Source organism: Sphingobacteriales bacterium (assembly GCA_016699615.1).
Classification (GTDB): domain Bacteria; phylum Bacteroidota; class Bacteroidia; order Chitinophagales; family JADIYW01; genus JADJSS01.
Map to the genome: position 1 here is coordinate 1,668,369 of CP064984.1, position 24,536 is coordinate 1,692,904.

Consider the following 24,536-nt stretch of genomic DNA (forward strand, 5'->3'; position numbering starts at 1 on the left):
TACTATGTTATACCACTTTTTTAAATATTTAGAAGATAATTATGATTTTTTTGGAGCAGGTTTGTTTCAATATATTTCATTCAGAGCTTCTATGTCTATCATCCTATCATTAATTATATCAATGATTATTGGCAGAAGCATTATAAAGAGATTGCAAATTATGCAAATTGGCGAAAGTGTTAGAGATTTAGGATTAGAAGGTCAGATACAAAAGAAAGGCACACCAACAATGGGTGGCGTTATCATTATTGCATCAATTATAATTCCTACATTACTTTTTGCACGTTTAGATAATATCTATGTTATTCTTCTCATACTAGCTACACTTTGGATGGGCGCAATTGGATTTATAGATGATTATATCAAAGTATTCAAAAGAGATAAAGAAGGATTAAGAGGGAAATTCAAAATTCTAGCGCAAGTCGTATTAGGTTTGATAGTAGGATGTGTTTTGTATTTCCACCAAGGCGTAAAAGTTAGAGATTACAACAATGTTTTTGTTTACGATTACAATAATGGAAATATAGAATGGAATAACCCAAAACAAACAATACCAACAGCAGATGTAATGTATGAAAATATCGGAACTAGAGTAGGAGATGATTTTTTATCACACGAAACAAAAGCATTAAAAACAAATGTTCCATTTCTAAAAGATAATTTATTAGACTATGCAGTTATTCTAAAACCATTTACAGATGATTATCAAAAATGGGCTTGGCTAATTTTTATTCCAATTGTAATTTTTATTATCACAGCAGTATCAAACGCAGCCAATCTTACAGATGGAATAGATGGTTTAGCATCAGGTGTTTCAGCTATAGTATTAGTTACCTTAGCCATATTTGCCTATGTTTCTGGTAATATAAAATTCGCAGATTATTTAAATGTATTATACATACCAAATTCAGGAGAAATTGTAATAGTTAGTGCAGCACTAATTGGTGCATGCATAGGTTTTCTATGGTACAATGCATATCCAGCTCAAGTTTTTATGGGCGATACAGGTTCATTAATGCTAGGTGGCGTTATTGCAACAATTGCAATCATTGTTAGAAAAGAATTATTAATACCAATTCTTTGTGGAGTATTCTTAGCAGAAAATCTATCAGTGATGATACAAGTAGCATACTTTAAATACACTAAAAAAAGATTTGGCGAAGGTAGAAGAATATTTAAAATGTCGCCATTGCACCATCATTATCAAAAATTAGGATACCATGAGTCTAAAATTGTAATGCGATTTTTTATTGTAAGTATTCTATTAGCAGTTGTAACATTTGTAACATTAAAATTAAGATAAAACTAAATATAAATAATTGAAATACGATATTGTCATATTAGGAAGTGGAGAAAGTGGAGTAGGTGCAGCCATCTTAGCACAATATAAAGGCATGCAGCCATTCATCTCAGATTTTGGTACTATCAAAGAAAAGTACAAAGAGGAATTAATTGCTCTAAATATTGCATTCGAAGAAAATCAACATACCGAAGAAATTATTCTAAATGCAAATCTGATTATAAAAAGTCCAGGCATACCAAACAAAGCACCAATCATAAAGAAGATAAAAGAGAAAAATATTCCAATTATCTCAGAAATAGAATTTGGATTTCAACATACAAACGCTACAATAATTGCAATTACTGGAGCAAATGGAAAAACCACCACCACAAGTTTATGCTACCATATTCTAAAAAATGCAGGTATTGATGTTGGCTTAGGCGGAAATATTGGTGAGAGTTTTGCAAAACAAGTTGCGCTGAATGATAAACCATATTATGTGTTAGAAGTTTCTTCATTTCAATTAGATGACTGTGTAACATTCAAACCACATATTGCAATACTAACCAACATTACAGAAGACCATTTAGATAGATACGATTATAAGTTCGAGAATTACATTGACTCAAAATTCTCAATTGCAAAAAACCAAACAACCGAAGACTTTTTTATCTATTGTTTGGATGATGAAGTATCAAATAAATACCTAGATAAATATAATATACAAGCTACCAAAATTCCTTTTTCATACAATGAAGAATTAGAATTCGGTGGATATCAAAAAGAAAATCAAATAATTATTCAAATAAATAAAAACGAATTTACCATGCCAATTAACGAAATCGCAATTCAAGGTATACACAATACCTACAACTCATTAGCTGCAGGAATTGCTGCTAAATTAGTAAATGTTAGAAACGAAAAAATTAGAGAAAGTCTACACGATTTTAAAAACCTAGAACATCGCTTAGAATTTGTGGCTACAAAAAATGGCGTAGATTTTATCAATGATTCAAAAGCAACAAATGTAAATTCTACGTGGTATGCATTAGAATCTATGCTAAAACCAACTATTCTTATTCTTGGTGGTGTAGACAAAGGAAATGATTATACATTAATCAAAGATTTAGTCAAAAACAAAGTAAAAGCAATCATTTGCCTTGGTGTAGATAATGAAAAATTGCATCATGCTTTTTCTAATGATGTAGGCTATATAGTAGATTCTAGAAGTATGGAAGAAGCAGTACTATTAGCAAACAACATTGCAGAAAAAGACGAAGTTGTCCTATTGTCACCATCATGTGCAAGTTTCGATTTATTTAGAGATTATGAAGATAGAGGAAGACAATTTAAAAGAGCAGTACACAATTTATAATTAAGAACTTATACAACATTCAATAGAAGATTCGTGTTAAACAATATTGCAAAAAATATAAGAGGAGACAAATACATTTGGTATATCATTACCATACTGAGTTTTATTTCTCTTTTATTAGTATATAGTTCTACACGAACACTGGCTTATAAAAGTAGTCATGGAATTACAGAATATTTTCTATTACGACATGGTTTTTTCTTAGCTGTTGGCATGTGGCTAATTTATATCATTCATCGTATAGATCATGTCTATTTTTCTAGATTGGCACAGTTATTATTACTTATTTCCATACCATTGCTTATTTATACTATGCTCTTCGGAGAAGAAAGAAATGAAGCATCAAGATGGGTAAGAGTACCAATAATTGGACTTACTTTCCAATCTTCAGATTTTGCAAAACTAGCATTGATAATGTACACATCAAGAACATTGTCAAAGAAGCAAGGTGTAATCAAAGATTTCAAAGAAGTAACATTATATATCATGATTCCAATTGTTGGAATTTGTGGATTAATTATGTTAGATAATTTTTCTACAGCAGCAATTCTTTTTGCTACATCTGTAGTTATTTTATTTATAGGAAGAGTTTCTACAAAATACATACTAAGTATTGTTGTAGCTGGAATAACAGCAGCATCATTGCTATTTGCATTTTCATGGTTTTTTATAGAAGGACATGGTAGAGCTGACATGTGGCTGAATAGAGTCGAATCTTGGATGAATCCAGATTATGATGCTGATGATTTCTATCAACAGAAACAAGCATTTATTGCAATGGCAAAAGGTGGATTGATTAGAATTGCACCAGGGAAAAGCACTCAATGCAATTTCTTGCCAGATGCATATTCAGATTTTATCTTTTCTACTTTAATAGAAGAATACGGACTTTTTGGAGCAGTAATTACATTGATGCTGTATCTCTTTTTTCTGTATAGAATTATTGTAATTGTAAGAAAAAGTAATAGAGCTTTTGGTGCATTAATGGCAGTTGGTCTTGGTGTTAGTATCACACTTCAAGCAGTATTGCACATGGGTGTTAATGTACATTTATTACCAAATACAGGTATCACATTACCATTTATAAGTTGGGGCGGAACAAGTATATTATTTAATGCAGTTGCAATTGGAATTATTTTAAGCATAAGCAATTATGTAGAAGAGAAGAGTACATCAGAGCAAGAAAATAAAGCACCAACAAAAAAATCAAAAAAGAAAATAGTAGACGAAATACATGGTTAGTCTAATGAATGAAAAATAATAAAGATGAATAGTAATAAACAGACATATATAATTGCAGGTGGCGGAACTGGCGGACATATTTTTCCAGCTATTGCCATTGCTGATGCTATTAAGCAACAGCAACCAGATGCACATATTTTGTTTGTTGGTGCAAAAGGTAGAATGGAAATGGAAAAAGTGCCGCAAGCAGGTTATCCTATTGTTGGCTTAGAAGTAATAGGAATTCAAAGAAGTCTTACACCAAAAAATCTAAGCGTACCTTTTAAATTATTTAAAAGTTTATTTCAGGCATTTAAAATTATCAAAGCACAAAAGCCTAAAGCATGCATTGGTGTTGGAGGCTATGCATCTTTTCCAATACTGTTTGTTGCCATTTTATTGCGTATTCCAATCTATATTCAAGAACAAAATTCATACCCAGGAATTGCCAATAAAATATTATCAAAATTTGCAAAAAATATATTTGTTGCCTATGATAATCTAAGTCAATTCTTCAATCCTAATAAAATTATATTAACAGGAAATCCAGTTAGAAAAGACATTGCAAGCACACTTCCAGAAAAAATGAGCGCATTACAATTTTTTAGTTTAGAAGACAATAAACAAACAATATTGGTTGTTGGAGGAAGTTTAGGTGCAAGAACAATAAATCAAGCAGTAGAAAAAAATCTTTCATTAATTATCGAAAATAATTATCAATTGTTATGGCAAACAGGAAAAGGATATTATGATGATATTATTGAAAAGACAGAAAATGTAACAAACCAAAATATAAAAATTCATCAGTTTATTAAAGAAATGAATATGGCGTATGCATCAGCAGATGTAATAATTTCTAGAGCAGGAGCATTATCAATATCAGAATTGTGCATTATTGGTAAGCCATGTATTTTTATACCATCACCAAATGTTACAGAAGACCACCAAACAAAAAATGCAATGGCATTAGTAAATAAAAATGCAGCATTAATTATAAAAGACAGTGAAGCAAACGAAAAACTAGGTAATGTATTACTAGAATTATTGAACGATAAAATAAAACAAACAGAACTTAGTAACAACATCAAAGCATTAGCAAAAACTAATGCTGCGAACGAAATAGCAATTAAAATATTAAGCAATAACCAATAAGATATGCACAATACGAACATACAGATATCAAGTATAAAAAAAGTATATTTCTTAGGAATAGGAGGAATAGGTATGAGTGCATTAGCCAGATATTTTAATTTCCATGGCGTAATTGTAAAAGGATATGATAAAACAGCAACAGTATTAACACAGGAATTAGAAAAAGAAGGAATTGAAATTACATTCAATGATAGTGTTGATACATTAATGAAAGACGTAGATTTAGTAGTACTTACGCCAGCCATTCCAAAAGATAGTATTCAATTAGATTATTACAAACAAAGCAATATTCCATTGCTAAAACGTGCAGAAGTATTAGGATTAATAGCAAATAGTAGTTTTAATATTTCTATCGCTGGTTCTCACGGAAAAACATCAACATCATCTATTACAGCACACATTCTACATAGTGCACAAAAAAATGTAGCAGCATTTTTAGGTGGAATAGCATTAAACTATAATTCAAATTTTATCAATGGTACAGAATATGCCATAGCAGAAGCAGATGAATTTGATCGTTCTTTTTTAAATCTTTCACCAAATATTGCATTAATAACATCAGTAGATACAGACCACTTAGATATATATGGCAACCTTAGTGCTATTGAAGATGCATTTCATCAATTTTGTAATAAAATACAAAACGACGGAATTTGCATAGCGCACCAATCAGTAAAAGAGAATATTCTAAATCATAAAGTAAGAAATTTAAGATACAGTTTAGCAAATCAACAGAGTGATTACTATACAAAAAACTTAAGAATAGAAAATCAATCATACATTTTTGATGTTGTGCATCCAAATGGAATTGTTGAAAATGTAGTATCATATTATGGTGGAAAACACAATGTTGAAAATGCAGTAGGTGCCATCGCAATAGCATTAAATATTGGCATATCAGACAATGATATAAAACAAGCAATAGGTACTTTCAAAGGCGTAAAACGTAGATTTGAAACACATGTAAAAAATGATAAGTATGTATATATTGATGATTATGCACACCATCCAAGAGAGTTAGATGCAACAATTTCTGCGGCAAAAGAACTTTATCCAGATAAAAAAATTACAGTTGTATTTCAACCACATTTATTTTCTAGAACAAAAGATTTGGCAGAAGAATTTGCCACATCATTATCAAAAGTAGATGAGTTAATATTATTAGATATTTATCCAGCACGCGAAAAACCAATTGAAGGCGTAACAAGCAAAATTATTTTTGATAACGTTAGCTTGAACAACAAATACTTATTGTCAAAAGATGATTTAATAGCATTTATTGATAAAAATAAAAATAGCATAGAAGTAATACTTACAGTTGGCGCAGGAGATATTGATACAAAAATAACAGATATAAAAAGAATTCTAAACTAAGAATTATAAATAAGATAAATGAACAGAACCACAAAAAATATTATTCTAAATGTGTTGATGCTACTAATTATAGTAGTATTTGTGGTATTTGTTATATATGCAAAACAAAAAAGAAACGATTTTAAACCAAAAAGTATTAGTATAAATATTGATGAGTTAGAAGATAATTATCTTATTTCTAAAGATGATATATATTATTTAGTTACAAAGTATTTTACTTTAAATAATCAAGCAATTGATGATAATACACTTAGAAGTATTGAAAAAACTATATGCAATATTCCAGTTGTCGAAAGCGCAAATGCATATATAAATAATAAACAAATATTAAATATAGATGTAAAACAACGAAAACCATTATTTCGTGTGTACAATTCTTCTAATCAAAATTTTTATGTAGACTATGATGGCGTAAAATTTTTTCCTAAAAAAAATACAAGCATTAAAGTGCCAATAGTAACAGGAAATATAAGCGAGAAAAAAGTAAATAATGATACAATACAAACTGCAATACTAAATCAAGTATTGAACTTTTGTAAATACACGCAAAAAGTAGATGAATGGAAAGATAGCTTCGGACAAATAAATATCAACGATGCAAATGAAATAGAATTAATTCCACGTATAGGAAATAGTACCATTTTATTAGGTAATACTGATGTTATAGAAGAAAAAATGAATAAACTAAAAGTGTTTTACACGGAAGTTTTAGATAAGATAGGATGGGAAAGATATAGAGTTATCAACATAATGTACAAAGATCAGATTATTTGTTTAAAATAAATTTAAGAAATATGCATAATTTATTGGATGTAAAAATGGACGAGAATGTAATTGACATGGAAAAAGTTGTTTGTGCCATAGATATTGGTACATCAAAAGTGGCTGCACTAGTAGGCAAAAGAAATCAATTTGGTAAAATTGAAATCTTAGGTATAGGTATATGCTCATCATTTGGTGTGCAACGTGGAGTAGTTGTAAGTATTACTAAAACAGTAGACTCAATTAGAAAGGCAGTACAAAAAGCAGAAGAGCAATCTGGTGTTACTTTCACAAAAGTACATGTAGGTATTGCCGGACAACATATCAAAAGTATACAAAACAGAAGTCAAATCAATAGAGTTGATACCGACAGTTGGATTACACACGAAGATGTAAGAAAGTTAAAAAATGAATCATACAAAATAGCACTACCTCCAGGCGATAAAATTTTACACGTTTTACAACAAGAGTTTATCATCGATAATGAACCAGGAATACAAGATCCAGTTGGAATGATGGGCGTAAAAATGGAAGGCAATTTTCACATCATCACAGGCGGAGATAGCCATATCCAAAATATTGAAAGATGTGTGAGAGTAGCAGGACTGGAAGTTGCAAGTATAGAGTTAGAACCATTAGCATCAGCAGATGCCGTATTAAGCAAACAAGAACTAGAAGCAGGAGTTGCATTAGTAGATATTGGTGGAGGAACAACAGATATTGCAATCTTTGAAAATTATATAATCAGACACACAGCCGTTATTCCTTTGGGTGGCAATATTATTACTGAAGATTTGCAAGACTTTAGAATTCTAAAAGAGCAAGCAGAAGAAGTAAAAGTAAAGTTAGGTTCTGCAATTCCTACACAAGATTTAAGAAACCAACATGTAACGCTAAACGGAATACAACCTGGAGTAAAAAGAGATCTTAACTTAATGAGTATTGCAAAGGTAATTAGCGCAAGAATGATAGAAATCTTAGCTAATGTAGAACACCAAATAAAAATATCTGGATATTCAAAAAAATTAATTGGTGGTATTGTTCTAACTGGTGGAGGTTCTCAATTAAAGCACTTAGTACAACTTACAGAATTAGAAACAGGACAAAATGCTAGAATTGGATTACCACGTCAGCACTTAGCACCTACTAAAATTCACAATATTGATAGCCCAATTTTCGCAACAGGCATTGGTCTTCTAATCAGAGCATTCAAACTGCAAGATGAAGAAGAATTGATTGAAAAAGAACGCATAGAAAAATTAAGCATAAATTCAATCCAATCTCAGAAAGATGTACAAAATGTCAATCAACCAACTGTAACAGAAACAACAATTATTGAAGAAGAAAAATTGGAATCTGAATTTTCTAAAACAGAAGAGAAGAAACAACCAGCAACAAAAAAACCTTCTATTGTTTCTAGTTGGATGGAAAAAATAGGAAAATGGGCAAAAGAAGATAATGACTTCACAGATATATAAAGAATATAAAAATAATAATTATAATATATGGAATTTGAAATTTTTAATGAGAACAACTCTATTATCAAAGTACTAGGAGTTGGTGGCGGTGGTTGCAATGCAATCAATCACATGTTTTCAAGTGGAATTGCAGGAGTTAATTTTGCAGTATGCAATACAGACTATCAAGATTTACAAAAAAGTCCTGTGCCTACAAAAATACAATTAGGAAAAGAACTATTAGAAGGATTAGGAGCAGGTGCTGACCCAGAAGAAGGAAGAAGAGCAGCATTAGAAGCAGAAGAAGAAATTAGAATGTACCTTTCTAACAATACCAAGATGGTGTTTGTTACAGCTGGAATGGGTGGTGGTACAGGAACAGGTGGCGCACCAGTTATAGCAAAAATCTCAAAAGATTTAGGCATACTTACAGTAGGTATTGTTACAATTCCATTTTCTAACGAAGGAAAACCAAAAAGAGATAAGGCAGATAAAGGTATACAAAGCTTAAAAGAAAACGTAGATGCATTAATCGTTATATCAAATAATAAATTATACGAGTATTATCCAGATTTAGGTATTAGAGAAGCATTTTCCAAAGCTGATGATATTTTATCTACTGCAGCAAGAGGCGTAACTGAAATTATTACCAAAACAGGTGATATGAACGTAGACTTTAATGACGTTAAAAGAGTAATGAACAGCAGTGGCGTAGCGATTATAGGAATAGGAAACGGTTCTGGTAGCAAACGAGCAGAAGATGCTATTCTTTCAGCTATAAACTCACCATTACTAGAAGATGCAGATATATTAGGCGCAAAAGGTGTTGTACTAAATATTGCTTATGGCGATGATTTTAAAATGAAAGAATTAGATTTAATTATCAAGACAGTACAAGAGCAAACACAAACAGACTGCGAAGTAATTTGGGGTGTATGTAAAGATGATAGCTTAGGAGAAGATATAGCAATCACACTAATTGCTACTGGTTTTGAGTCTGGCGAAGGCAAGCAAGAAAAAAGAAGAATTGTTCAACAACAACAGAATAAAATTGTACATACACTAGATAATATCTCAACAAACAGACAACAAATAAACACATCTACAGATACTAAGAAAGATGAAAATAAATCAGTAAATAATGTAGAATATAAATCTAATATTGAAGCAAAAGAGATAGAATTAGAAATACAAGACTTATCAAAAGAAATAGACGATACATTCGAAATTAAGATAGTAGATAAACCAAGATTTTCTATCGATAATCACAATATATCAAACAATGCAAATAGCCAATTCAACTTATTTTCAATAGAAGATGTAGAAAAAAATAAATTAGCTGACGATCAACACCTAGAAAGAGATTTAATAAAAAAACGTGTTTCATTAGAAATGCAAAAAAATGAGATAAATCTTAATGAAATAGAAAAAGAGCCAGCTTACAAAAGATATGGTATTAATTTAGATGATGATATTCCAGCAGATAAATCAAATATATCTAATTATGTTTTTCAGTACAATGCAGAAGAAAATAAAACAGAAATCAAGCCAAATGCAATGAAAGACATTGGCCTAGATTAAGAATTACTTACTAACTTTTTTAATGACTGTCTTTTTAGGCAGTCATTTTTATTTTTGTCAATTAATTTGTTAATTTAGTGAAAAATATATTTAATGATACTTTCAGATACCGAGATATTAAACGAAATTCAAAAAAAGAATATCATCATTGAACCCTATGATAGAAAATTCTTAGGAACAAATTCTTACGATGTGCATCTATCAAAATATCTGGCAGTATATGAAGATGAGATTCTAGATGCAAAAAAGCATAATAAAATAAAAGAAATCATCATCCCAGAAGAAGGATTTGTATTACAACCAGGCACATTATATCTTGGCTCTACACTAGAATATACCGAAACACATGCACATGTTCCTTTCTTGGAAGGCAAATCAAGTATGGGAAGATTAGGCATAGATATACATGCAACAGCAGGAAAAGGAGATGTAGGTTTTTGCAATTACTGGACTTTAGAAATATCTTGCATCATACCAGTTCGTGTATATGCAGGAATGCCAGTTGGTCAGCTTATCTATTTTGAAGTGAGAGGAAGCATAGAAAATGCATATAATACCAAGCAAAACGCCAAATACAACGTGCGTTCGCCAAAACCAACAGAAAGCATGATGTGGAAGAATTTCTAGCATGTATTTTAACAACTTTTATAATTTACCTAACAAAATTGGTGCTTATTTTGTAATAATCATTCTTTAAATAAAACATATGAGAAAATTTCTTCTACTCATCATTACGCTAATATATTTTGGAAATAATTTAGATGCACAAACAAATCAGCAGAAAATGTCTGTATTTCTAAATCTATTAGAAAATTACTATGTAGAAAAAATAAATATGGATTCTATAGTTGAAATAGGCATTACACATATGCTCAAACAATTAGATCCACATTCTGTCTACTACTCAAAAGAAGAATATAAAAAAGCAAATGAGCCACTTGAAGGAAATTTTGAAGGCGTAGGTATTCAATTCCAAATTTTTGAAGATACTTTGATGGTCGTACACGTTATTCATGGTGGACCATCACAAAAAGTTGGCATCCAAGATGGCGATAAAATTATTTATGTAGATACAGCAAAAGTTGCAGGAATAGGATTGAAAAACGATGATGTTTTTAAATACCTAAGAGGCAAAAAAGGAACAAAAGTTAATGTAAAAATTAAAAGATTTGGGGAATCACAATTGTTAGATTTTGAAATCATAAGAGATAAAATTCCTATATATGCGATAGAAGCACAATATATGGCAACACCAGAAATTGGATATGTAAAGCTAAGTAGATTTTCTGCCACTGCAACAGAAGAAGTGACAGCAGCCATAGATTCATTAAAAAAATTAGGTGCAAAAAAATTAATTTTAGATTTAACAGGAAATGGTGGCGGATACTTAAATCAAGCACATGCATTGTCAGATATTTTTCTTCCAACAAACAAATTAGTGGTGTACTCAGAAGGACGCTCACAACCAAGAATAGATTTAGAATCTACTATAGAAGGAAATTTTGAAAATGGCGATGTTGTAATTATGGTAGACCAAAGCTCAGCATCAGCATCAGAAATAGTGGCAGGTGCTATACAAGATTGGGACAGAGGTTTGATTATTGGAAGAAGAACTTTTGGAAAAGGATTGGTACAAAAAGGATACAACTTGCCTGATGGTGCTGTGGTTAGACTAACAATGGCACACTATTATACACCAAGTGGAAGAAATATCCAAAAACCATTTGAAAAAGGCAAAGAAGAATACTACGAAGACATCAATGAACGATACGAAAGTGGCGAATTGTTTGATGAAGCTAAAACAAAAATTATAGATTCTACAAAATTCTATACTCAAAATAAAAGAATTGTATATGGTGGTGGAGGCATTATGCCAGATATTTTTGTTCCATTAGATACAAGTTGGACATCTAAATTTTATAGCAAATTAATACGTTCTGGTTCATTCAACCAATTTGCACTCAACTTTGTAGATAACAAAAGACAAGAATTTGCACAAAAATATCCAACAGAAAAAGCATTTATACAAAACTTCAAAATAGATGATGCATTGTTAGATGAATTTATAAATTTTGCAAAAGAAAAAAGCTGAACCAGATTCTGCTGAAGTGTACACAAACTCAATTCCAACAATAAAAAACCAACTAAAAGGTTTAATTGGTCAAAATTTATTTAATTATAATATCTATTACCAAATTACAAATCCACAGAATCCAATATATGCTAAAGCATTAGCAGATTTTCTGATGGTAGCTTTAAAAAATTCGGAATATTACAACCAGCAGAAATTAGAATCAATAATTCTAAAAGCCAAACCAAAGCACCAAAAACAAAAAAATAGTATATTAGTGCAATGTCTACAAACTTTGCACTAATAATTTTAAGTAGCATCATTATATTTTCTTACTTATTAGAGATAATATCTAAGAAAATTAGATTGCCATCAGTTATTCTACTATTAGTATCAGGTATTATTGCAAAGGTTATCTTGCAATCCTATCAAGTTGATATCTCATTCTTAGATAAATTTCTGCCAATTTTAGGAACCATTGGATTAATACTCATTGTTTTTGAAGGCGCATTAGAACTCAAATACGATAAGTCAAAAAATAAAATGATACTAAGTGCATTTTTTTCAGCAATAACTATTCTTTTATTTACTGTACTCACCATTGGGCTAATATTACACTATATTACATATTTGCCACTTCGTCTTTGTATTATCAATGCAATTCCATTTGGCATTATTAGTTCAGCAGTAGCCATACCATCAGCACAACTTTTCGGTAGCTACCACAAAGAATTTGTTGTCTACGAATCATCATTCTCAGATATTTTAGGAATTGTATTGTTTAATTTCTTTATTTATAATGATACAGTTTCTACAAACTCATTTTTAAATCTTGGTGCAGAAATATTAATTGTTTTGGTGCTTTCTCTTTCCTTTTGTTTTTTATTATTATTTATATTGCGCAATCTTAAGTTACAAGTAAGGTTTATATTAATCATTGCTGTACTATTTTTAATCTATGCATTAGGCAAAAACTATCATTTGTCATCACTTATTATTGTATTGTTTTTTGGTTTGTTTTTATCAAATATTGAGAAAATTAATGTTGGCTGGATACAAAAGCATTTTCTATATCCAAGTTTTGGTAATGATTTTACTCAACTACACCAAATCTCATTGGAAGGTGCATTCTTAATCAGAACATTCTTTTTTATCATCTTTGGTTTATCCATCAATATCGAAGACTTATATTCTATTAGGTTGATACAATTTGCCATCATCATCACAATTTCAATCGTTCTCATACGCTTTATATATCTGAAATTTATTACAAGAACAGACCTAAGTCCATTATTATACATGGCACCACGTGGGTTAATAAGTATTCTATTATACTTTAGCATTCCAGAGCAATACAAAATCTATGATTTAGAGAAAGGAATACTATTTTTGGTAGTATTAAGTACTTGTCTTTTTATGACATTTGGCATTCTAACATACAAAAATGATAAAAATACTTAAGAGTACTCTATAAAGTCAATATACTATTGGTGGATTAAAAAAAATGATTATCTTTGTCAATTCAAATGGCAGAAAATCATATACATCCAATATTTGATAAAATCTTAGCAAGAAAAGATAAAGAACAGTTGTTGCATCAAAATGCATTATGTATTTGGATGACAGGCTTGTCTGGCTCAGGAAAATCTACTATTGCGCAAGGCTTAGAACGCAAGCTACACGAGCAAGGAATTTTATGTATGATACTTGATGGCGATAACGTACGCACAGGCATCAATAACAACCTTGGATTTTCTGATGAAGATAGAATCGAAAATATTAGAAGAATAGCAGAAATTAATAAATTATTTCTAAGCTGTGGCATTGTAACTATCAATTCATTTGTATCACCTACAATTGAAATAAGAGAACAAGCAAAAAATATAATCGGGCAAAATGATTTTTACGAAGTATATGTAAATGCAAGTTTTGAAGAATGTGCCAAACGCGATGTAAAAGGATTGTATGCCAAAGCCATTAAAGGAGAAATTAAAAACTTTACAGGACTTGATGCACCATTCGAAGCACCAATAAATCCATTTTTAGAAATAAAAACAGCAGAACAAACTATTGAAGAAAGCATCAATACTATAACACAAACATTCTTAGAAAAAATAAAATCTTCAAATAAATAATACCATGCAATTGATACCAGAGTTGTCCAATCTTTTACAATTAGCCTATTCAGGCGAAAGAGCGGCGTCGTTTGCGTATCAAGGTCATGCTGCTGCAGTAAGTCTAAAAGAAGAAAAAGAAAGCATTAGACAGATAGAAATTGATGAATGGGAACACAGAGCAGAAGTATTAAAGATAATGCAACAATACAATATCAAACCATCAGCTTATTATGAAGCAAGATATTTTATTATTGGTAAAATTATTTGCTATAGTTGTTATATCATTGGTTGGTTTATTCCAATGTATTTTGCAGGCAGATTAGAAAGTGGCAATGTAAACGAATATTTTAGAATGAAAGAACTATTTAATTCAATCAACATATTTGAACATGATAGCATTTTAGAAGAAATGGGAATAAAAGAAAAAGAACATGAAATTTATTTTCTAAATAAAATAGCACAACACAAGTGGTTGCCTTTGTTTGAGAAAATTTTCTCATGGGGAAACAACAAAAGCTTTAATAATATTAATATCAATAAATAATACAATAAAAAATATATGACAGACTATCACTTAAATCACTTACGTGAACTCGAATCAGAATCAATCTATGTGCTAAGAGAAGTAGCAGCACAATTTGAGAATCCATGTATATTATTTTCAGGCGGAAAAGATTCTATTGTAGTTACACACTTAGCAATAAAAGCATTTTATCCAGCAGCAGTACCATTCACATTATTGCATGTAGATACTGGACACAATTTCCAAGAAGCATTAGACTATCGTGATAAATTGGTGCAAAAAAATAACTTACGTTTGCTAATTGGCTCAGTACAAGAAGCAATAGACAAAGGTTTGGTAAGAGAAGAAAAAGGCTATAACGCATCTCGAAATGCATTGCAAACAGTACCATTATTAGAAGCAATTGAAAATAATAAGTTTGATTGTGCAATTGGTGGCGCACGTCGTGATGAAGAAAAAGCACGTGCCAAAGAAAGATTTTTCTCACATAGAGATGAATTTGGACAATGGGATCCAAAAAATCAAAGGCCAGAATTGTGGAATATCTTTAATGGTAGAAAACACATGGGCGAACATTTTAGAGTATTTCCTATTTCAAATTGGACAGAAATGGATGTTTGGCAATATATATATCAAGAGCAAATAGAAATGCCAAGTTTATACTTTTCACACAAAAGAAAAGTATTTGAAAGAGATGGTGTTTGGTACACTGACAATGATATTATGCTTAGAAAAGAAAATGAAATTGCAGAAGAAAAAGTAGTAAGATTCAGAACTATTGGAGATATTACTTGTACAGGCGCAGTATTTTCTACAGCAGCAACATTAGAAGATATAATACAAGAAGTAGCAGCAAGCAGAACAACAGAGCGTGGCACACGTGCTGATGACAAACGCAGCGAAGCAGCAATGGAAGACAGAAAAAAAGCAGGATATTTTTAATTAAACAATTCATCAATTAGCTAATTAGCTAATTATTTCATTAACTAATTTAACATGACAACAACAACAGAAGAAACTTTCGACAGTAAAGCATACCTTGATATGGAACTTTTACGTTTTACTACTGCAGGTAGTGTAGACGATGGAAAATCTACTTTAATTGGTCGATTATTATATGATAGCAAATCTATTTTCGAAGATCAATTAGAAGCTATTGAATCGGCTTCGGAAAAACGTGGCGAAGAATACGTGAACTTAGCATTATTAACTGATGGTTTGCGTGCAGAACGTGAACAAGGCATTACAATTGATGTGGCGTATAGATATTTTTCTACACCAAAAAGAAAATTCATCATTGCAGATACACCAGGACATATTCAATACACAAGAAACATGGTTACTGGTGCGTCTACAGCCAATTTGGCAATTATCTTAGTAGATGCAAGAAAAGGAATTATAGAACAAACTTATCGTCACTCTTTCATTGCTTCATTATTGCAAATTCCACATATTGTTGTATGTATCAATAAAATGGATTTGGTAGATTGGGATGAAAAAACTTTTGAAAAAATAGTACACGATTACAAAGCATTTGCTTCAAAATTAGATATTCAAGATGTGCATTTTATTCCAATTTCTGCATTAGCTGGAGACAATGTAGTTGAGCGTAGCAAAAACATGACTTGGTACAATGGTCCAACTTTATTATATCTTTTAGAAAATATACATATTGGTTCAGACTTAAATCATATTGATGCACGTTTTCCTGTTCAGTATGTAATCAGACCAATGAAGAATGATTATCATGACTATCGTGGCTATGCAGGAAGAATTGCTGGTGGCGTGTTGCGTGTTGGCGATAGAGTAAAAGCATTGCCAAGTGGTTTTTCTTCTAAGATAAAAGCAATAAAAATAATGGATGATGATTTGCAAGAAGCATTTGCACCACAAAGCGTTACTATTTTATTAGAAGATGAAATTGATATTTCACGTGGCGATATGATTGTAAGAGAAAATAACTTACCAGAAGTAGAACAAGAATTTGATGTGATGATTTGCTGGATGAATGATAAAAAATTAATTCCACGTGGAAAATATATTTTAAGACATACATCAAAAGAATGTAAATGCTTAATTAAAGAAATAAAATACAAATTAGACATCAATACTTTAAACAGAATAGAAGGCGCAGATGTAGAAATAGGATTGAATGATATTGGTAGAATAACAATTAGAACAACAGTGCCATTATTCTTTGATAGTTATAGAAAAAACAGACAAACAGGAAGCATCATTTTAGTAGACGAAGCTACCAACGAAACTATAGCATCAGGAATGATAGTATAAGTTTAGTTGATTTTCTGACTACAATCTGAACATATATTTAATTTTGCATTGTCAATGGTCTTGATGCTTTTTTCAGCATCAGTCATTAAGCAATTTTTGTTAGGGCAATGTTTTAGTCCAAAGTTATGTCCAACTTCATGTAGACTAATTTTTAATAGACGACTAATAAAAACAGAATTATCTTGATGTTTTATTCTATGAGTTGATACAATACAACTTTTTCCTGGACAATAACCTAATCCAAAAATTCCAAAATCTTTTTGTTGGTGTACAGTTGTAGAAATGTCTTTGTTTGTAATACCTAAAATGTATTTTGCTTCTTTAGGTTTAATGCTTTTTAAGTATGCTAATAATTTGTCTGCTCTATATCTATTTCTTGGCTTGTAGTAGCACGTTTCTGGCAATTCTATATTATCCAAAATAATAGTTTCGATATTGTATTTTTCTTCTAACTTTTTTGCAATTGTGTTTAATAATGTGGTGTCTATATTTTCAAATGGCTGTATGGCAATCGTAGTTTTTGTAGATACAATACTTGAGCAAGCAAATGCACTCAATGTAATAGCAACATAGAAAATAGATTTTATCATATACAAGTATAATGAAAATTGATATTGATAAATAAAAACTAATATTATTTAACTAATTGCTGCTCTGCTACCCAATTCTATCAATTCCATATTTTGTGGTTTTCCATCATTTAGCTCAAATCTTAAGATAGTGCGCATTTTATGAAATCCATGTTTGCCAGCTGCACCAGTATTTATGTACAACAAATTATATTTTTGGTCGAATGCAATTTTTACAATATGGCTATGTCCACAAACTAAAATATCTGGCTTGTGTTCTAAAATTAATTTCTTTGTCTCGTCATTATATTTTCCAAATGCACCAGCAATATGAATCATCAATATAATACAACCTTCTATTTGTATAATTTCATGTTTTGGGAAAACTGCTCTTACTACGTGGCTATCTATATTTCCAAACACAGCACGTAGTTTTTTATGTTTCTCTATTTCGTTTGTCAATTCTAAATTGCCAATGTCGCCAGCATGCCAAATTTCATCAACATCTTTAAAATATTGAAAAACTTGTTGGTCTAAAAAGCTATGCGTATCTGAGATAATGCCAATTTTTTTCAATCTTTAGATTTTATATAGTCAATAATTTCATTCGTTTGCTCAGGCTCAAACCAAGTATAGTCTTTGTTTTTGTTGAAGAATGTCATCTGTCTTTTTGCATATTGTCTGGTGTGCAATTTTATCAATTCTATAGCTTCTTCCAAATTTGTATTTCCATCAAAATAGTCAAACAATTCTTTGTAGCCAACAGTTTGCAACGCATTATTTTTTCTATAGTTGTATAATTGCTGTGCTTCTGCCACAAATCCTTGCTTTATCATTTCATCTACACGATGGTTGATTTGTGCATGCAATTTTTCTTTAGGCAAATTCAATCCAATTTTTATTGGAATAAAATTTCTATTAATTTCTTTCTTTTGTTTAAATGATGAAAATGGAGCACCAGTACCAATGCAAACTTCTAAAGCTCTGATAACTCTTTGCGTATTGTTGATGTCCATGTTGTTGTATGTGTCAATATCCAATTCTTTTAGTTGTTCTTGTAGATGTATGATGCCTTTCTCATTGTACACATGAATTAGTTTTTCTCTTACTTGTTGTTCAATTTCTGGTATCGTATCAAAACCATACAGCACAGCATTGATGTAAAAACCAGTGCCACCACACAAAATCACAACATCATTTTTTTGAAATAAATTGTCCAAGATTTCCAACACTTCTTTTTCGTAAGTGCCAGCAGAAACATACTCTTCAATACTTTTATTGGCAATGAAATGATGTTTAGCCATTTCAAGCTCTTCAATACTTGGTCTAGCAACACCAATATTTAGTTCTTGATAGATTTGTCTTGAATCAGCAGAAATAATTTCTGTATTAAAATATTTTGCTAATGTTATTGCTGTCTTAGTTTTTCCAACAGCAGTTGGGCCGACCAATACAATCAAATATTTACGATTTGTTGTCAATCTATTTCTACATTAAAATTTACCTTACAACCTTCTGAGCAATTGCTACAGATGTCTATTTCTTTTCTACTTTTTGTCAGTAGTTTTCTAAATTGTTGGTAGGCATCACCACGCCAAATAGATTTAAAATCGTTGGTTTGTATATTGCCCAATTGATGCTGTGCATCTTTATCAAAACAACATGGAACAACAATGCCATTCCAAGTAATAACACAACTATGCCACAATTTCCAACATGCATTTTCTAAATTGTTTTTTATGGTATAAGTTCCATCACTTTGTTTTTTATACCTTGAGTATTTTTCATTTTTTGGTATCAAATCATTTCCATTTTTGTAATCGTACACTTGTGCAGTTTTTAGAATTACTTCATCTACACCAATCGTTTGAGCAATATTTTTTAAATCATCAATTTGATGTTCATTATGCCTAACAACTAAAAACTGAAAAATAACATATGGTGATTTGCTGTTTAGCTTTTGCTTCCATTCAATGATTTTTTTAGTACCATCTAATACTTTGTCTAGCTGACCACCAATTCTGTATTGTTCGTAAGTATCTTGTGTTGTGCCATCAATAGAAATAATTAGTCTGTCTAACCCAGATTCAATGGTGTTTTTTGCATTTTCATCATTCAAATAATGTGCATTGGTAGATGTTGATGTGTAGATTTTATTTTTCTTTGCAATAGCTACCATTTTTAAAAAATCTTTATTGAGATATGGCTCGCCTTGAAAATAAAATGTAAGGTAGACTAAGTGTGATTTGAGTTCTGAAATTATCTTCTCAAAAAAAACAGGATTGAGCATGCCTATGTTTCTTGTAAAAGAACGCAAACCACTTGGACATTCTGGGCAACGTAAATTGCAAGATGTTGTTGGTTCTATAGAAATTGAAAATGGTAAGCCAAATTGGATAGGTTTTCTTAGAAATTTACTTAAATAGAATGAAAAATACACAAGGCACATATTCCATATCTTACGCACAGATAGAACATTTATAATAGAAACAATATGTTGCCAAGATTTCATTGAATACGAAAATACGAATTTATGTTTATGTAATTTTTAGAAATATTGTATTTTACTGTTGAATACCATATGCAAATCATTTGAATGATAAACATTATATATTAGTTGCCTTTTTAGATTGGGGTTTAGGTCATGCTACACGTTGCATGCCAATTATAGATACATTATTAGCAAAACAATATGCTGTAATATTAGCAGGAAACGGGAAATCACTTCAATTTATGCAACAACAATATCCTAATCTTAAAACGTATGAATTGCCTGATTATAATATTCAATATGATGCAAATAAACATGCAGCTTGGCAAATACTGTGGCAATCTACCAAGATATACGATGCTATAAACAAAGAGTATGAATGTGTGAAAAATATTGTTGCACAAGAAAATATACAAACAATTATTTCTGACAATAGATATGGTGTGCATCACGAAAAATGTAAAAATATATTTGTAAGTCATCAAATAGCTATTCAAGCACCAAAACCTTTTAAGTTTGTTGAGCCATTTTTATTAAATAGATTATTGAAATTGATACATAAATTTGATGAGCTTTGGATTCCAGATATAGAAGAAATTGAGATAAGCTTAACAGGAAAATTATCACATAATTTTTCAACTAAAATCAGCAAAAAATATATTGGCATCTTATCAAGATTTACTAAAAATATACATTCATCGTATTATGACGATGAAAAATTTGATGTTGTTGCAATAATATCTGGAGTAGAACCACAGCGTACGCATTTTGAAGCAACATTGTTAGAAAAATTAAAACAAACAAATAAAAAATGCCTATTGATTTGTGGTAGAGTAGAAAATGAAATGACAAAGATTGTAGATGACAATGTAACAATCATTAATTTTTTGCATTCAGATGCATTGATGTATTATTTACAACAAGCAAAGGTTATTGTATGTCGTTCAGGTTATAGTACCATCATGGATTTGGTGGCATTAAACAAAAAAGCTATTCTGATACCTACACCAGGACAAACAGAACAAGAATATTTGGCAAAAATGCTATCAGAAAAAAAAATGACTATTATGCAAACGCAAGATAAAATTGACTTAGTACTTGCACTGCAACAAACTGAATCAATACAAGGTTTTAGTAATGTTTATACGAAAGATTTGAGTAAGGAAATTAGCTTACACTAAAGCAATATCCAACAAATTATTATAAGTTATTTGGATTAATGACTTCTAATCCTTCAATATTATTGAAATCATTATCACATGTAATCAAGATATAATTATGAATGATGGCAGTTGCAGCAATAATAGCATCAGGTGTTTTAATTTTTCTTGCACGTCTAATGCTAACACATTGTTTAACTATTGAAGATGAAATTGAAATAATATTTGCATCATTAATAAAATTAGATACAACAAGTTCTTTGCTCTTATCTGGATTTACCCATGATAGAGCTTCTATTTGCGTAATGACAGATATATTTGGAATTCTATCAATAACATCAGATAAAAATAGATTGGCACTTTTAGATATGCGACCAGAAAAGTATAATGAAATAATATTATTATCTATTAAATATTGTTCCATTCTTTACGCATATTCTGAGTATGTTCATCAAAACTCAAGGCATCTTCTTTAGAAAACACATTCTTATATTTTTCAGAAAGTTTAATATTCTCAACAGAAACATTGTCATCTATGACTTTGATTAAATCTAACTCTTCCATGTCACGTATTAGTTGTGCCGCTTTTTTATTAGTTAATTGTATGAGAATTGTATCTTGCATGATGTTTTTTGAATTAGATTATACACTATAAATGTATTCTACTCTTTATCTAAGTTAATGCATTTTATTCATTTTTACAAATATCATTATAGCATACATCATTTACACTAAAGCAATATCCAAAACTTCATTCATGTTTTCTACATAATGAAATTTCAATCCTTTGATAAATTCTGCTTGAATTTCTTCAACATCTTTTTCATTCTGAGCACACAAAATTATCTCTTTAATTCCCGCACGTTTTGCAGCTAATATTTTTTCTTTTATTCCACCAACTGGTAACACTTTGCCACGCAATGTAATTTCGCCACTTAATGCTGTGTATGCTTTTATTTTTTTGTTTGTGTATAATGATGCCAATGCTGTAAGCAGTGCAATTCCTGCAGATGGACCATCTTTTGGAATGGCACCTTCTGGTACATGAATATGCAAATTATTTTCTTCAAATATATTTTGGTCTAAATGTAGTTCATTAGCAATAGACTGTAAATAAGTTAATGCAGTTGTTGCAGATTCTTTCATTACATTGCCCAAATTTCCTGTTAATGTTAGTTTGCCTTTGCCTTTAGATAGTGTAGTCTCTAAGAATAAAATATCGCCACCCATTGGTGTCCAAGCCAAGCCAATAGCAACACCACAAGGTAGATTTTTTGTATATAAATCGTGGTTGTATTTTGGTTTTCCTAATATTTTACTTAAATCTTCTGTGCTAATATTGCTATTGTATTCTTCTTCTAGTGAAACAGATTTTGCAATGTTTCGCATGATAGATGCTAGCACTCTATCTAATTCTCTAACGCCACTTTCGTAAGTATATTTTGTAATAACTTGTTGTAATATAGTTGGAGAAATTTTTACTTGATTGGCTTTTAAACCATGTGCTTCTCTTTGTTTTTGCACTAAGTGTTTTTTTGCAATCTCTATTTTTTCTTCTACAGAATATCCACTCAATTGTATAATTTCCATTCTATCTCTGAGTGGTGGTGCTATTTCGCCAATATTGTTTGCAGTAGCAATAAACAATACTTTAGACAAATCAAATTCTTGTTCTAAGTAATTGTCATAGAAAGTGCTGTTTTGCTCTGGATCTAAAACTTCTAACAATGCTGAACTTGGATCGCCTCTATGGTCTTTTCCCAGTTTGTCTATTTCATCTAAGATAAAAACAGGATTTGCACTTTGTACTTTTTTTAATGATTGAATAATTCTGCCTGGCAACGCACCAATATATGTTTTTCTGTGTCCACGAATCTCACTTTCATCATGCAAGCCACCCAATGCCATACGCACATATTTTCTATCCAATGCTTTGGCAATACTCTTACCTAATGATGTTTTTCCAACACCTGGAGGACCAACAAAACAAAGAATCGGAGACTTTAAATCGCCTTTAAGTTTTAATACAGCTAAGTATTCTATAATTCTATCCTTAATTTTGTCTAATCCAAAATGGTCTTCATCTAATACTGTTTTTGCATGTTTTAGATTGAAGTTATCTTGTGTGTATTCATTCCAAGGAAGTTCTGCCATCCAGTCTAAATAATTTAGAATGACAGAATATTCTGCTGCTGCTGGATTGATGCGTTGTAGTTTGCCTATTTCTTTTTCAAAATGTTTGGCAACCACTTCGTTCCATTTTTTTTCTTTTGCTTTTTCTTTTAGTCTATTGATTTCTTCTTGGTACATGTCGCCACCCAATTCTTCTTGGATAGCTTTTATTTGTTGGTTAAGAAAATATTCACGTTGTTGTTTGTCAATATCAGTTCTTGTTTTTGTATGTATATTTGCTTTAATTTCTTGTACTTGCATTTCTTGTTGCAAATACTTTATCACTTGTTGTATAGACTGAACGATATCATTATTTTCTAAAAGTTCTTGCTTTAAGTTTGCTTCAATATTTAGATTTGATGTAATGAAATGTGCTAAATATTTTGGATTGTTGATATTGTTTAATACAATTTTTGCTTCATTTGGAATTTGAGGCGATAGCTCAATTATCTTATTGGCTAATTCCTTCATGGTATCCATTAATGCTTTTTCTTCTTGCACATCTGTGATAGTAGTATCTTCTATATATTCTATGTCAGATTCTATAAAAGGTTCTTCTTGTGTGCAATTGGTTATCTTTATTTTTCGTACACCTTGTAGTATTACAGTAATGCCACCATCAGGCATATTGATAAGTTTGATAACGCGAGCAATGGTACCAAAGTGGTATAAATCTTTAAATTCTGGTTCGTCATTATTTGTATCTCTTTGAGCAACTACACCAATAAATTTATCAGATTTATTTGCTTTTTTTATTGCCTTCATAGATTTTTCTCTGCCTACAGAAATTGGAATAACAACGCCTGGAAACAAAACATTATTTCTTAATGGAAGAATTGGTAATACTTTTGGTAGCAATTCTGTTTTTACAGAATCATCTTCATCTATAGATAAAATTGGTATCATCTCTACTTGGTCATCAGAAAACATATTACTCATT

Annotated in this window: 24 protein-coding genes; 17 read left to right on the top strand and 7 right to left on the bottom strand. The window is 30.6% G+C overall.

Going from position 1 to position 24,536, the window contains the following annotated elements; all coding sequences use genetic code 11:
• Positions 1–4 precede the first annotated feature (4 nt).
• The 16 genes from IPK18_07950 to cysN all read left to right on the top strand — a co-directional run bounded on the left by IPK18_07950 (position 5) and on the right by cysN (position 17,204).
• Positions 5–1,303, top strand: a complete 1,299-nt coding sequence (locus IPK18_07950) for a phospho-N-acetylmuramoyl-pentapeptide-transferase (GenBank protein ID QQR96850.1) — start codon at positions 5–7, stop codon at positions 1,301–1,303.
• 16 nt (positions 1,304–1,319) lie between these two features.
• Entirely contained in the window at positions 1,320–2,657 is a 1,338-nt protein-coding gene (murD, locus tag IPK18_07955; protein QQR96851.1) for a UDP-N-acetylmuramoyl-L-alanine--D-glutamate ligase, read from the top strand.
• Between the two features lie 33 nt (positions 2,658–2,690).
• Positions 2,691–3,899: an FtsW/RodA/SpoVE family cell cycle protein gene (locus IPK18_07960; protein ID QQR96852.1), complete on the top strand. Its 1,209-nt coding sequence runs from the start codon at positions 2,691–2,693 to the stop codon at positions 3,897–3,899.
• A gap of 24 nt (positions 3,900–3,923) precedes the next feature.
• Positions 3,924–5,030 (top strand): undecaprenyldiphospho-muramoylpentapeptide beta-N-acetylglucosaminyltransferase, encoded by a 1,107-nt coding sequence (gene murG / locus IPK18_07965; GenBank protein QQR96853.1) that lies wholly within the window; start codon positions 3,924–3,926, stop codon positions 5,028–5,030.
• Positions 5,031–5,048: 18 nt separating this feature from the next.
• Positions 5,049–6,404 (top strand): UDP-N-acetylmuramate--L-alanine ligase, encoded by a 1,356-nt coding sequence (locus IPK18_07970; GenBank protein QQR99314.1) that lies wholly within the window; start codon positions 5,049–5,051, stop codon positions 6,402–6,404.
• A gap of 18 nt (positions 6,405–6,422) precedes the next feature.
• Positions 6,423–7,187: a hypothetical protein gene (locus IPK18_07975; GenBank protein QQR96854.1), complete on the top strand. Its 765-nt coding sequence runs from the start codon at positions 6,423–6,425 to the stop codon at positions 7,185–7,187.
• Between the two features lie 11 nt (positions 7,188–7,198).
• Positions 7,199–8,644 (top strand): cell division protein FtsA, encoded by a 1,446-nt coding sequence (gene ftsA, locus IPK18_07980; protein QQR96855.1) that lies wholly within the window; start codon positions 7,199–7,201, stop codon positions 8,642–8,644.
• Between the two features lie 27 nt (positions 8,645–8,671).
• Entirely contained in the window at positions 8,672–10,204 is a 1,533-nt protein-coding gene (ftsZ, locus tag IPK18_07985) for a cell division protein FtsZ (GenBank protein ID QQR96856.1), read from the top strand.
• 93 nt (positions 10,205–10,297) lie between these two features.
• On the top strand, positions 10,298–10,831 hold the full coding sequence (locus IPK18_07990; protein ID QQR96857.1) for a dCTP deaminase: 534 nt from the start codon (positions 10,298–10,300) through the stop codon (positions 10,829–10,831).
• Between the two features lie 79 nt (positions 10,832–10,910).
• Positions 10,911–12,296: a S41 family peptidase gene (locus IPK18_07995; protein QQR96858.1), complete on the top strand. Its 1,386-nt coding sequence runs from the start codon at positions 10,911–10,913 to the stop codon at positions 12,294–12,296.
• The gene (locus tag IPK18_08000) at positions 12,277–12,579 is read left to right on the top strand and encodes a hypothetical protein (protein QQR96859.1); all 303 of its coding nucleotides are present in this window, start codon (positions 12,277–12,279) and stop codon (positions 12,577–12,579) included. The genes IPK18_07995 and IPK18_08000 overlap by 20 nt, the downstream gene beginning before the upstream one ends.
• Positions 12,558–13,736, top strand: a complete 1,179-nt coding sequence (locus tag IPK18_08005) for a cation:proton antiporter (GenBank protein QQR96860.1) — start codon at positions 12,558–12,560, stop codon at positions 13,734–13,736. Before IPK18_08000 ends, IPK18_08005 begins: the two co-directional genes overlap by 22 nt.
• A gap of 65 nt (positions 13,737–13,801) precedes the next feature.
• Positions 13,802–14,410 carry an adenylyl-sulfate kinase gene (gene cysC / locus IPK18_08010; protein QQR96861.1) on the top strand — a complete coding sequence of 203 codons (609 nt, stop codon included), beginning with the start codon at positions 13,802–13,804 and terminating at the stop codon, positions 14,408–14,410.
• A 4-nt stretch (positions 14,411–14,414) separates the two neighbouring features.
• Positions 14,415–14,936 (top strand): ferritin-like domain-containing protein, encoded by a 522-nt coding sequence (locus tag IPK18_08015; protein ID QQR96862.1) that lies wholly within the window; start codon positions 14,415–14,417, stop codon positions 14,934–14,936.
• Between the two features lie 15 nt (positions 14,937–14,951).
• Positions 14,952–15,857 (top strand): sulfate adenylyltransferase subunit CysD, encoded by a 906-nt coding sequence (gene cysD / locus IPK18_08020; GenBank protein ID QQR96863.1) that lies wholly within the window; start codon positions 14,952–14,954, stop codon positions 15,855–15,857.
• 54 nt (positions 15,858–15,911) lie between these two features.
• Positions 15,912–17,204 carry a sulfate adenylyltransferase subunit CysN gene (gene cysN / locus IPK18_08025; protein ID QQR96864.1) on the top strand — a complete coding sequence of 431 codons (1,293 nt, stop codon included), beginning with the start codon at positions 15,912–15,914 and terminating at the stop codon, positions 17,202–17,204.
• Between the two features lie 2 nt (positions 17,205–17,206).
• Here the strand turns inward: cysN and IPK18_08030 are convergent, their stop codons facing one another.
• From IPK18_08030 to IPK18_08045, 4 genes are read right to left on the bottom strand one after another with little or no spacing between them, the layout of a single operon-like run.
• Complete coding sequence (locus IPK18_08030) at positions 17,207–17,794, bottom strand: Zn-dependent protease (protein ID QQR96865.1); 588 nt, start codon at positions 17,792–17,794, stop codon at positions 17,207–17,209.
• A 48-nt stretch (positions 17,795–17,842) separates the two neighbouring features.
• A complete protein-coding gene (locus IPK18_08035; protein QQR96866.1) occupies positions 17,843–18,349 on the bottom strand; it encodes a metallophosphoesterase family protein in 507 nt (168 codons plus the stop codon).
• Positions 18,346–19,254: a tRNA (adenosine(37)-N6)-dimethylallyltransferase MiaA gene (gene miaA, locus IPK18_08040; GenBank protein ID QQR96867.1), complete on the bottom strand. Its 909-nt coding sequence runs from the start codon at positions 19,252–19,254 to the stop codon at positions 18,346–18,348. The genes IPK18_08035 and miaA overlap by 4 nt, the downstream gene beginning before the upstream one ends.
• Positions 19,251–20,285, bottom strand: a complete 1,035-nt coding sequence (locus IPK18_08045; GenBank protein ID QQR96868.1) for an SPASM domain-containing protein — start codon at positions 20,283–20,285, stop codon at positions 19,251–19,253. The genes miaA and IPK18_08045 overlap by 4 nt, the downstream gene beginning before the upstream one ends.
• Positions 20,286–20,365: 80 nt before the next feature.
• Between IPK18_08045 and IPK18_08050 the strand changes: the two genes are divergently transcribed.
• Positions 20,366–21,445, top strand: a complete 1,080-nt coding sequence (locus IPK18_08050) for a glycosyltransferase (protein QQR96869.1) — start codon at positions 20,366–20,368, stop codon at positions 21,443–21,445.
• Between the two features lie 19 nt (positions 21,446–21,464).
• On the opposite strand, the gene IPK18_08055 is transcribed toward IPK18_08050, so the two are convergent.
• From IPK18_08055 to lon, 3 genes are all read right to left on the bottom strand, one after another.
• Entirely contained in the window at positions 21,465–21,848 is a 384-nt protein-coding gene (locus IPK18_08055; protein ID QQR96870.1) for a PIN domain-containing protein, read from the bottom strand.
• The gene (locus IPK18_08060; protein QQR96871.1) at positions 21,833–22,048 is read right to left on the bottom strand and encodes a hypothetical protein; all 216 of its coding nucleotides are present in this window, start codon (positions 22,046–22,048) and stop codon (positions 21,833–21,835) included. Before IPK18_08060 ends, IPK18_08055 begins: the two co-directional genes overlap by 16 nt.
• A gap of 102 nt (positions 22,049–22,150) precedes the next feature.
• Complete coding sequence (gene lon, locus IPK18_08065) at positions 22,151–24,535, bottom strand: endopeptidase La (protein ID QQR96872.1); 2,385 nt, start codon at positions 24,533–24,535, stop codon at positions 22,151–22,153.
• Position 24,536 lies beyond the last annotated feature (1 nt).

Coding starts and splice junctions, on each gene's coding strand:
- IPK18_07950 (QQR96850.1), top strand. CDS start 5: ATGTTATACCACTTTTTTAAATATTTAGAAGATAATTATGATTTTTTT.
- murG (QQR96853.1), top strand. CDS start 3,924: ATGAATAGTAATAAACAGACATATATAATTGCAGGTGGCGGAACTGGC.
- IPK18_07975 (QQR96854.1), top strand. CDS start 6,423: ATGAACAGAACCACAAAAAATATTATTCTAAATGTGTTGATGCTACTA.
- ftsA (QQR96855.1), top strand. CDS start 7,199: ATGCATAATTTATTGGATGTAAAAATGGACGAGAATGTAATTGACATG.
- ftsZ (QQR96856.1), top strand. CDS start 8,672: ATGGAATTTGAAATTTTTAATGAGAACAACTCTATTATCAAAGTACTA.
- IPK18_07990 (QQR96857.1), top strand. CDS start 10,298: ATGATACTTTCAGATACCGAGATATTAAACGAAATTCAAAAAAAGAAT.
- IPK18_07995 (QQR96858.1), top strand. CDS start 10,911: ATGAGAAAATTTCTTCTACTCATCATTACGCTAATATATTTTGGAAAT.
- IPK18_08005 (QQR96860.1), top strand. CDS start 12,558: ATGTCTACAAACTTTGCACTAATAATTTTAAGTAGCATCATTATATTT.
- cysC (QQR96861.1), top strand. CDS start 13,802: ATGGCAGAAAATCATATACATCCAATATTTGATAAAATCTTAGCAAGA.
- IPK18_08015 (QQR96862.1), top strand. CDS start 14,415: ATGCAATTGATACCAGAGTTGTCCAATCTTTTACAATTAGCCTATTCA.
- cysD (QQR96863.1), top strand. CDS start 14,952: ATGACAGACTATCACTTAAATCACTTACGTGAACTCGAATCAGAATCA.
- cysN (QQR96864.1), top strand. CDS start 15,912: ATGACAACAACAACAGAAGAAACTTTCGACAGTAAAGCATACCTTGAT.
- IPK18_08030 (QQR96865.1), bottom strand. CDS start 17,794: ATGATAAAATCTATTTTCTATGTTGCTATTACATTGAGTGCATTTGCT.
- IPK18_08045 (QQR96868.1), bottom strand. CDS start 20,285: ATGAAATCTTGGCAACATATTGTTTCTATTATAAATGTTCTATCTGTG.
- IPK18_08055 (QQR96870.1), bottom strand. CDS start 21,848: ATGGAACAATATTTAATAGATAATAATATTATTTCATTATACTTTTCT.
- IPK18_08060 (QQR96871.1), bottom strand. CDS start 22,048: ATGCAAGATACAATTCTCATACAATTAACTAATAAAAAAGCGGCACAA.
- lon (QQR96872.1), bottom strand. CDS start 24,535: ATGAGTAATATGTTTTCTGATGACCAAGTAGAGATGATACCAATTTTA.